Origin of the sequence: Mesorhizobium silamurunense, assembly GCF_014843825.1 — a bacterium.
In the GTDB taxonomy this organism is placed as follows: Bacteria; Pseudomonadota; Alphaproteobacteria; order Rhizobiales; family Rhizobiaceae; genus Mesorhizobium; species Mesorhizobium silamurunense.
The window spans coordinates 22,658-30,866 of sequence record NZ_JHQR01000128.1; the positions used below are offsets into that span (position 1 = coordinate 22,658).

At 65.4% G+C, this 8,209-nt stretch carries 10 protein-coding genes and 1 pseudogene; 5 read left to right on the forward strand and 6 right to left on the reverse strand.

The window, feature by feature from the left end; genetic code table 11:
* Nucleotides 1-127 precede the first annotated feature (127 nt).
* The 4 genes from ccmA (at nt 128) to DH10_RS15165 (ending at nt 2,490) form a co-directional block, all read left to right on the forward strand.
* Nucleotides 128-736: a heme ABC exporter ATP-binding protein CcmA gene (ccmA, locus tag DH10_RS15150; RefSeq protein ID WP_192246440.1), complete on the forward strand. Its 609-nt coding sequence runs from the start codon at nt 128-130 to the stop codon at nt 734-736.
* Between the two features lie 214 nt (nt 737-950).
* Nucleotides 951-1,616 carry a heme exporter protein CcmB gene (gene ccmB / locus DH10_RS15155; protein ID WP_192246438.1) on the forward strand — a complete coding sequence of 222 codons (666 nt, stop codon included), beginning with the start codon at nt 951-953 and terminating at the stop codon, nt 1,614-1,616.
* A gap of 128 nt (nt 1,617-1,744) precedes the next feature.
* Nucleotides 1,745-1,918: a heme exporter protein CcmD gene (gene ccmD, locus DH10_RS15160; protein WP_192246436.1), complete on the forward strand. Its 174-nt coding sequence runs from the start codon at nt 1,745-1,747 to the stop codon at nt 1,916-1,918.
* Complete coding sequence (locus DH10_RS15165; RefSeq protein ID WP_192246434.1) at nt 1,915-2,490, forward strand: DsbE family thiol:disulfide interchange protein; 576 nt, start codon at nt 1,915-1,917, stop codon at nt 2,488-2,490. Before ccmD ends, DH10_RS15165 begins: the two co-directional genes overlap by 4 nt.
* Before the next feature lie 93 nt (nt 2,491-2,583).
* Here the strand turns inward: DH10_RS15165 and DH10_RS15170 are convergent, their stop codons facing one another.
* Nucleotides 2,584-2,751, reverse strand: a complete 168-nt coding sequence (locus DH10_RS15170) for a hypothetical protein (RefSeq protein ID WP_192246432.1) — start codon at nt 2,749-2,751, stop codon at nt 2,584-2,586.
* A 271-nt stretch (nt 2,752-3,022) separates the two neighbouring features.
* Between DH10_RS15170 and DH10_RS15175 the strand changes: the two genes are divergently transcribed.
* Nucleotides 3,023-3,940: an SMP-30/gluconolactonase/LRE family protein gene (locus DH10_RS15175; protein WP_192246430.1), complete on the forward strand. Its 918-nt coding sequence runs from the start codon at nt 3,023-3,025 to the stop codon at nt 3,938-3,940.
* Nucleotides 3,941-4,212: 272 nt separating this feature from the next.
* On the opposite strand, the gene DH10_RS15180 is transcribed toward DH10_RS15175, so the two are convergent.
* The 5 genes and pseudogenes from DH10_RS15180 to DH10_RS15200 form a co-directional block, all read right to left on the reverse strand.
* Nucleotides 4,213-4,746, reverse strand: coding sequence for an NADPH-dependent FMN reductase (locus DH10_RS15180; RefSeq protein WP_192246428.1), 534 nt, complete (start codon nt 4,744-4,746; stop codon nt 4,213-4,215).
* Between the two features lie 34 nt (nt 4,747-4,780).
* A complete protein-coding gene (locus DH10_RS15185) occupies nt 4,781-5,401 on the reverse strand; it encodes a pyridoxamine 5'-phosphate oxidase family protein (protein WP_192246426.1) in 621 nt (206 codons plus the stop codon).
* A gap of 15 nt (nt 5,402-5,416) precedes the next feature.
* The gene (locus DH10_RS15190) at nt 5,417-6,082 is read right to left on the reverse strand and encodes a septation protein A (RefSeq protein ID WP_192246424.1); all 666 of its coding nucleotides are present in this window, start codon (nt 6,080-6,082) and stop codon (nt 5,417-5,419) included.
* Nucleotides 6,083-6,124: 42 nt separating this feature from the next.
* Complete coding sequence (gene ftsY, locus DH10_RS15195) at nt 6,125-7,993, reverse strand: signal recognition particle-docking protein FtsY (RefSeq protein WP_192246422.1); 1,869 nt, start codon at nt 7,991-7,993, stop codon at nt 6,125-6,127.
* A gap of 13 nt (nt 7,994-8,006) precedes the next feature.
* Nucleotides 8,007-8,209, reverse strand: a pseudogene (locus DH10_RS15200) (tRNA (N(6)-L-threonylcarbamoyladenosine(37)-C(2))-methylthiotransferase MtaB); the annotation flags it as partial.

An 8,209-nucleotide genomic window follows, 5' to 3' on the forward strand; every position in this document is an offset into this window, starting at 1 on the left:
CCGCGCCGACCGCTGGCACGGATGAACCGCATATAGAGAATTTCCTGGAATAGTTCTAGACAGGCGAAAGGCAAATTTCTGCGATGCGGCGGCGGCCGCGAAACGGTGCTTTCGGGGACTGGCAAGGATGCGGCTGATCGCCGAAAATCTGGGCGGCGAGCGCGGCGGCGAGACGGTTTTTTCCGGCATCGGATTCAAGCTCGAAAAGGGCGAGGCGCTCATCGTCACCGGGCCGAACGGCGCCGGCAAATCGACGTTTCTGAGGGTCATCGCCGGCTTGCTGCCGGCGGCCGAGGGCCGGGTGACGGTCGAAGGCGGCGGCGAAGATCTCCCCTCGGTCGCTTCGGCCTCGCATTATCTCGGCCATCTCAACGCGATGAAGACGGCGCTCAGCGTCGAAGAAAACCTGGATTTCTGGCGCGCCTTCCAGGGCGAGCCGGGGCTGGGCGTGGAGGAGGCGCTGGAGACTGTCGGGTTGGGAGGGCTTGGGCATCTGCCGTTCGGCTATCTCTCGACCGGGCAAAGGCGGCGCGCGTCGATCGCCAAGCTTTTGGTCAGCCGGCGGCCCGTTTGGCTGCTCGATGAGCCGACAGCGGGGCTGGACAAGACGTCGGAGGAGCGGTTTGCGGGGTTGATGAGGGGCCACCGCCAAGAGGGAGGTATCATCGTGGCGGCGACGCATTTGCCGCTCGGGCTGCAGGGGGCGAAGGGGCTGGTTTTGGGAATGACTGGATGACGTTTGCACTCCGTCCCACCCCCCTCTGTCCTGCCGGACATCTCCCCCGTAAGGGGATGTCACCTCCCCTTTCGCCAATTTTCAACGCTGACGGAGGATCGCCGGCGGTGGAACTGCCAATCTCCCCCCTTGTGGGGGAGACCTCCGGCCGGACAGAGGGGGGTTTGAAGGAATGCTACGTTGAGGGCGATCGACCCGTAGAGGCACTTCGCCGATGCTAGCCCTCTTCCTGCGCGACATCCGCCTCTCGATCCGCGCCGGCGGCGGCGCTTTGATCGGCGTCATCTTCTTCCTGGCGGTGATCGCCACCATCCCCTTCGGCGTCGGCCCCGACCTCAACCTTTTGTCCCGCATCGGCCCGGCGATCCTGTGGATCGCCGCCCTGCTCGCCTGCCTGCTCGGGCTCGACCGGCTGTTCCAGGCCGACCGCGAGGACGGCTCGCTCGACCTTCTGGTGCTGAGCAACGACCGCCACATGCTGGCGCTGACGGTGCTGACCAAGTGCCTGGCGCACTGGACGGGCAGCGTGCTGCCGCTGGTGGTCGCAGCGCCCCTGCTCGGCCTGTTCATGAACATGGAGCCGTTGGGCATCGGCGCCACGGCGCTTACGCTACTTATCGGCACGCCGGCCATCACCTTCATCGGTGCCGCCGGCGCGGCCGTGGCGGTGGCGCTGCCGCGCGGCGGGCTGCTGATCTCGGTGCTGGTGCTGCCGCTCACGATTCCCGTGCTGATCTTCGGCGTCTCGGCAAGCTATGGCGCGGTGGCCGAGCCGGCGCCGTTCCTGCAGCCCTTCCTCATTCTTGCCGCGCTGACGCTGTTTCTTGCGGTGCTCGGGCCGCTGGCGGCCGCGCTGGCATTGCGCCACGGGACGGATTGAAGTCTGTCGGACGTTCTCAATCTGCGGCACGCGACTGATTGTCCGGCCCGCGGTACAAGGTTAAAGGAAGGCATGATCAAGCGGATCGACATGGCAGGCGCGGAAGCTGCGCGCGCGGAGCGGCTGATATGAGCGCGCACGCCCTCTATGTCACCGCCGCCTATGCCATCACGGCGATCGTGCTGGCCGGGCTGATTGGCTGGATCCTGCTTGACCAGCGGGCGCGCAGGCGCGAGCTCGCGGCATTGGAAGCCGCGGGCGTGCGGCGGCGCTCCGACAAAACCGGGACGGCGAAGCCGTGAGCAGCGAGACCCAAACGCCGGCGCGCCGCCGCCTGTTCGTGCTTCTGCCGCTGCTGGTTTTCCTCGGATTGGCCGGACTGTTCCTGTCGCAGCTTCTGTCCGGCCGCGACACTTCGGAAATTCCCTCGGCCCTGATCGGCCTGCCGGCGCCCCAGACGAACCTGCCGCCGCTCGAAGGCTCGAACCTGCCGGGGCTGGATTCCAAATCCTTCGCCGGCAAGGTGACGCTGGTCAACGTCTTCGCGTCCTGGTGCGCGCCGTGCCGGGAAGAGCATCCGGTGCTTCTGGCGTTGTCTGGGGACAAGCGCTTCACGCTTGCAGCGCTGAACTACAAGGACCAGCCGGAAAATGCCCGCCGCTTCCTTGGCGATCTCGGCAATCCGTACCGGGCGATCGGCGTCGATCCGGCCGGCCGCGCGGCGATCGACTGGGGCGTCTATGGCGTGCCGGAGACCTTCGTCATCGGCAAGGACGGCAAGATCGCCTACAAGCATGTCGGGCCGCTGACGCCGGAATCGGCGAGAGACCTGTTGCTGCCGCAGATCGAGAAAGCGCTGGCGTCGCCTGGTTAAGGCGATCCCTATGCGTCGTCATCCTTGGGTCTTCGCTCCGCTTCGCGTCGCTACGCCCAAGGATGACGAACGTGATGGGTCGGCTAAAAAGACTCAGCCGTAGATCTGCTTGTGGATCTGGTAAAGCATCTCGGAGCGGTCGGCGCGCAGATCGGCGAGGTCGCGGCTCGACAGGTTCTCGATTTCGGCGACGAGACGGTTGTAGTGGCGGCGCTTGGCGATATTGTTGCGAGCGCGAGAGACGAGGTTGTCGAAGATCATGACGAGGTTCCTTCTCTGCCGCGTTAACGCGGCGGTTTGTTCCTCCCTTGATCGATTGCCAGCATGACATAGGAATGGTGCGTTGCAAAAGAAAGATGTTGCAATGCACCATTGCAACCAGCGCATAGCCGGTTAACCGGCCCTTACCCCGCATGTTGGCCGGCAGGTTCTGCGGCCAAACACAAGATACGGTGAAGCAATCATCCTCGATCTTGCCAGATCGCCCGTCGGCTGGCTTGATCGCGGCCGACTGGAACGCTGGAGGAAAAGCATGACGGCCGCCGACTATGAAATTCTCGATCCGCGTTTCTCGCGGCTGTTCAACGCCAATGAGCGGGTGGAGAAGCTGTTCACCGGGTGTCGCTGGGCGGAAGGTCCGGCCTGGTTCGCCGCCGGCCGCTACCTCGTCTGGTCCGACATCCCCAACAACCGCATGCTGCGCTATGACGAGACCGATGGCAGCGTCAGCGTCTTCCGCCAGCCGTCCGGCAATTCCAACGGCAATACCGTCGACCGGCAGGGCCGGCTTATCACCTGCGAGCATTCGGGCCGCCGCGTCAGCCGCACCGAGCATGACGGCTCGGTCACCACCATCGCCGACAAATGGCGCGGCAAGCGGCTCAACTCGCCCAACGACGTCGTCGTCCGTTCCGACGGCTCGATCTGGTTCACCGATCCGGCCTATGGCATCGACAGCGACTACGAGGGCGACCACGCCGAAAGCGAGATCGGCGCCTGCAATGTCTACCGCGTCGACCCCGGCACGGGCGAAATCGACGCCGTCATCACCGACATGGTCAGGCCCAACGGGCTCGCCTTCTCGCTCGACGAAAGCCTGCTCTATGTCGCCGACACGGGCCGCACCCATGGCGCCAAGAACCCGGCGCATATCCGCGTGTTCAATGTCGGCAAGGCCGGCAAGAAGATCTCGGGCGGCAAGGTCTTCGCCGACTGCACCGCCGGGCTGTTCGACGGCTTCCGGCTCGACGAAAGCGGGCGCATCTGGACGAGTGCCGCCGACGGCATCCATTGCTACGATCCGGACGGCACGCTGATCGGCAAGGTCAAGGTGCCGGAAGTCGTCGCCAATTGCGTGTTCGGCGGCGCCAAGCGCAACCGCCTCTACATTGCCGGCACCACCTCGCTCTATGTGGTCTGGTTGATGGTGAACGGCGCCAAGACTTATTGAGGCTGTGATCGCCATCTGTGTGCCGCTACCGGGCGGAGCGCGCGGGGCGTCGAGGCGAGCTTGAAGGTGCTGGCGGGACAACACCCCCTCTGCCCTGCCGGGCATCTCCCCCCACAAGGGGGGGAGATCGGCAGCTTCGCCTGCTGTGCCCTTCCTGCGACGCCGGCGATTTACGAAAGCGGAAATGACATCCAATCTCCCCCCTTGCGGGGGAGATGTCCGGCAGGACAGAGGGGGTGTGAAGGAACGCGACGGCAGACGATGGCCGCCACTCAGTGCGTCCGGATGAAGTCAGCCAATGTCTGGATCGCATTTCGCATCGCTAGCCGGTTCTCTGCCTTCGCCAAGATCGCCTCCACCTCCGGCGGCTTCTTGCCGAGCAGCGCGATTTCGAGCGCGGCCTCTTCGTAAAGCGCGAAGGACATCGTGCGCATGATCTCGGCGAGGGCTGCGCGGGCGTAAAGCGAGCGCGGCGAGGCATGCACCAACATCGCCGGCTTGCCGACGGCGGCGTCGCGCGACACCAGCCAGTCGAGGGCGTTCTTCATGCCGCCGGGCACGCCATGCGCATATTCGGGAGAGGAGACTATGAGGCCGTCGGCGCGGGTGACGGCGTCGATCAGGGTGGCGGCTTCGCGCGGTGTCCGCTCGCCCTCGTCGTCCGGGTTGAAGATCGGCAAGTGACCGAGCCCGCCATAGACGGTCACACGGCAATCCGCAGGCGCATTGGCGGCGAGCGTCGCGACAAGGGCCGAATTGGTTGAGGCGGCGCGCAGGCTGCCGGAGATGGCGAGGAGGTTAAGCAAGGATGGAAGCTCGGCGAATCGTGCCCGAGGAAATCTACCACATGGTTTGCCTGTAATCGTCGTCGAGCTCGCGGTCGATCTCGCCGGCGCTCTCGGCAAGCGCCAGCTGGTCGCGGATGATCTGGCCGAGCGTCGGCAGGGTCGCGCGATCGTACCAGGTCTCCGGCTTCCAGAGGTCGGAGCGCATGAAGGCCTTGGCGCAATGCATGTAGGCGGCTTTCACCGTCACCACAATGACGCTCTGCGGCTCCTTGCCGTCGACGGCCAGGCGCTCACGCAGGCCGGCATCGATGGTGATGCGGGCGTCGCCGTTGACGCGCAGCGTCTCGTTCATGCCGGGAATGAGGAACAGCAGCCCGACCGATGGATTGCGGATGATGTTTTCCAGCGTGTCCAGCCGGTTGTTGCCGGGACGGTCGGGAATGGCGATGGTGCTGTTGTCGAGGATGGCGGTGAAGCCGGGCTTGTCGCCCTTCGGCGTCACATCGGCATTGCCGGCGCCGTCCGAGGAGCCGATCAGCACGAAGGGGCTCTTGCCGATGAAGGAACGGCAGTGGCCGTCGAGCGCCTTCAATTCCTTGCGGATCGAGCCGTCGGTCAGTCGGGGCGTCTTGTAGATCGTCCTCAGCTCGTCGCGCGTGGTGAGGATCTCCATGCCCCGATCTCCGTGTTACTTGCCGGCGTTCTCTTCCTTGGCTTTTTCCTCCAGCGAATGGCGCATGATCAGCGGCATCTGGCTGAAGGTGAAGAGAAGCGTGATCGGCATGATGCCCCAGACCTTGAAGGTAACCCAGGCGTCGGTGGAAAAATTCCGCCACACCACCTCGTTGACGAGGGCCAGGAAGAGGAAGAACAGGCCCCAGCGGAAGGTCAGCTTTCTCCAGCCTTCGGCATCGAGGCTGAACGCCGAGTCAAAAACATAGCCGAGCAGCGACTTGCCGAAAAAAAGGCCGCCGAGCAGCACGCAGCCGAACAGCGTGTTGACGATGGTCGGCTTCATCTTGATGAAGATGTCGTCCTGCAGATAGAGCGTCAGCGCGCCGAAGATAAGGACGACGACGCCCGACACCAGCGGCATGATCGGCAAGGTGCGGGTGAGCAGCCAGGAGGCGATCAGCGCGATCGCGGTCGCGGCCATGAACAGGCCGGTGGCGACGAAGATCGGGCCGCCGAGCTCGCCCAGCGCCGGAAACTTCTGCGTCAGCCATTCGCCGCGCGCATTGGCGAAGAAGAAGACCAGCAGCGGGCCGAGTTCCAGCACCAGCTTGAGCAGCGGATTGACGCCTTCCTTCTTCTGTTTCTGCGGGTCGGACGGGTCGCGTTCGAGGATGTTCATGAAAGTCCTTGTTGTCCCGAAAGTCGGCGCTTTTGGGATCGTTCAAGCCACGCCGGCGATCGCCCGGGCGAATTCGCTGGCTGAAAAGGGTTCCAGGTCGTCGACCTGCTCGCCGACGCCGATGAAATAGACCGGCAGTCTGTGCTTGGCCGCGATCGCCACCAGAATACCGCCGCGTGCCGTGCCGTCCAGCTTGGTCATGACCAGGCCGTTGACGCCGGCGACGTTGCGGAAGATCTCGACCTGGTTGAGCGCATTCTGGCCGGTGGTGGCATCGACGGTCTGCAGCACGGTATGCGGCGCTTCCGGATCGAGCTTGCCCAGCACGCGCACGATTTTTTCCAGCTCCGCCATCAGTTCGGTCTTGTTCTGCAGGCGGCCGGCCGTGTCGATGATCAGCACGTCGGAGCCTGCCTCCTTCGCCCTCTCGAAGGCATCATAGGCAAGACCGGCGGCGTCGGCGCCAAGCTTAGATGCGATCACCGGCGATTTCGTGCGCTCGCCCCAGATCTTCAACTGCTCGATCGCAGCCGCGCGGAACGTGTCGCCGGCGGCGAGCATCACCGAAAGCCCGCCTTCGGTCAGCTTGGCGGCCAGCTTGCCGATGGTCGTCGTCTTGCCGGTGCCGTTGACGCCGACGACCAGGATGACATGCGGCTTGTGGCTGAGGTCGAGCTCCAACGGTTTTGCGACCGGCGTCAAAACCTTCTCGACCTCCGCCGCCATCACGGCGCGAACTTCGGAATCGGAAACGTCCTTGCCGTAACGGCTGGAGGCGAGCGAATCGGTGACGCGCAGCGCCGTCTCGACGCCGAGATCGGCGCGGATCAGCACGTCCTCCAGGTCCTGCAGCGTGTCTTCGTCCAGCTTGCGCTTGGTGAAGACGCCGGCGATGTTGCCGGTGAGCTCGCGCGAAGAACGGGCAAGCCCGTCCCGCATGCGCTGGAACCAGGAGCGCCGCGGCGCCGGCTCCGGCGCCTTTTGCGGCTCGGCCTTCTGCTCGACCTTTTTCGCCACCGTCACTTTGGCGGCGGAGGGCTTTGGCTCGGGAGCGGGTTGTGGGACCGGCTGCGGTTCGGGCGCGACCTCGGCAGGGATCGGCTGGGTCGCGACCGGCGAAGGCTGGCGAATGGGTGGCGAGATTTCCGCCGACGAAGCAGGCTCCGGTTGCGCCAAATCCTGCGCAGGTTGGCGCTGCTCCTCACCCTCTCCCCGTCTACGTGGAGAGGAGGGCGTCGGCGTTGGAGCTTCCTCCTTCTCCCCGTCCCTGTACGGGGAGAAGGTCCCGGCAGGGGGATGAGGGACGGCGATGACCTCGGAGGTTGGTTGCGCCGGGGACGGAGTCGACGGCGGGATTTCGGGCGCCGGCGTCTCGGTCGGAACCTCGCTCGGCGGTATCGGCACCTCGACCGGCGCTGGCTCAGGTTGCGGTTCCGGCCGCGACGGCACGATATCCGGCTCGGCCGGCGCTGGCGGCGGCACTTCCTGCGGCTTCGGCCCGGGCGCTGGGCCCGGTACGGGCTCTGCCGGCGGCACCGGCACTTCTTCCGGCGCTGGCGGTTCGGGTGTCTTCGGCTCGGGCTGAGGTTCCTCTTCCGGCTTGGGCTCGGGCAGTGGTTCCGGCTCGGAAGGAATGACGGGCTCCGGCGCAGGCGGAATGGCCGGGGCAGGTTCCGGCTTGGGCTCTTCGGGCGCCGGTTGAGTTTCTGGTTCGGCCCCTGCAGGCGGAGGGACCGGCGTGGCTTCCGCAGCAGGTGGCGTTTCCCCGCGCTTCGGCGACTCTTCGGCCTCCGGCTTCAGCGCCTCGAGCGCGTCCCATTTGATCGGCGGCAGCGGCGCGGTCTCGTCGACGCGCTCCTCGACGACCTCTTTCCTGCCGAACGAAAATATCTTCTTGAAGAAACCAGCCATGCTTCTTGCTGTCTCAGGCGGCTTGGGCGGCGAGCGGTGCCGCGATCAGACGGGCGCCGTCATGGCCGGTGACAACCGCATCGACGATCTCGCCCGGCTGTCCGGCGGCAATGGCGGCGAGCGTGAAGCCTTCGGTGCGGCCAAGCCCGTCGCGCTCGACCAGGATCGACTGGCGCGTGCCGCCAAGGGACGCCAGATGACGGCGATAGGCGGCCT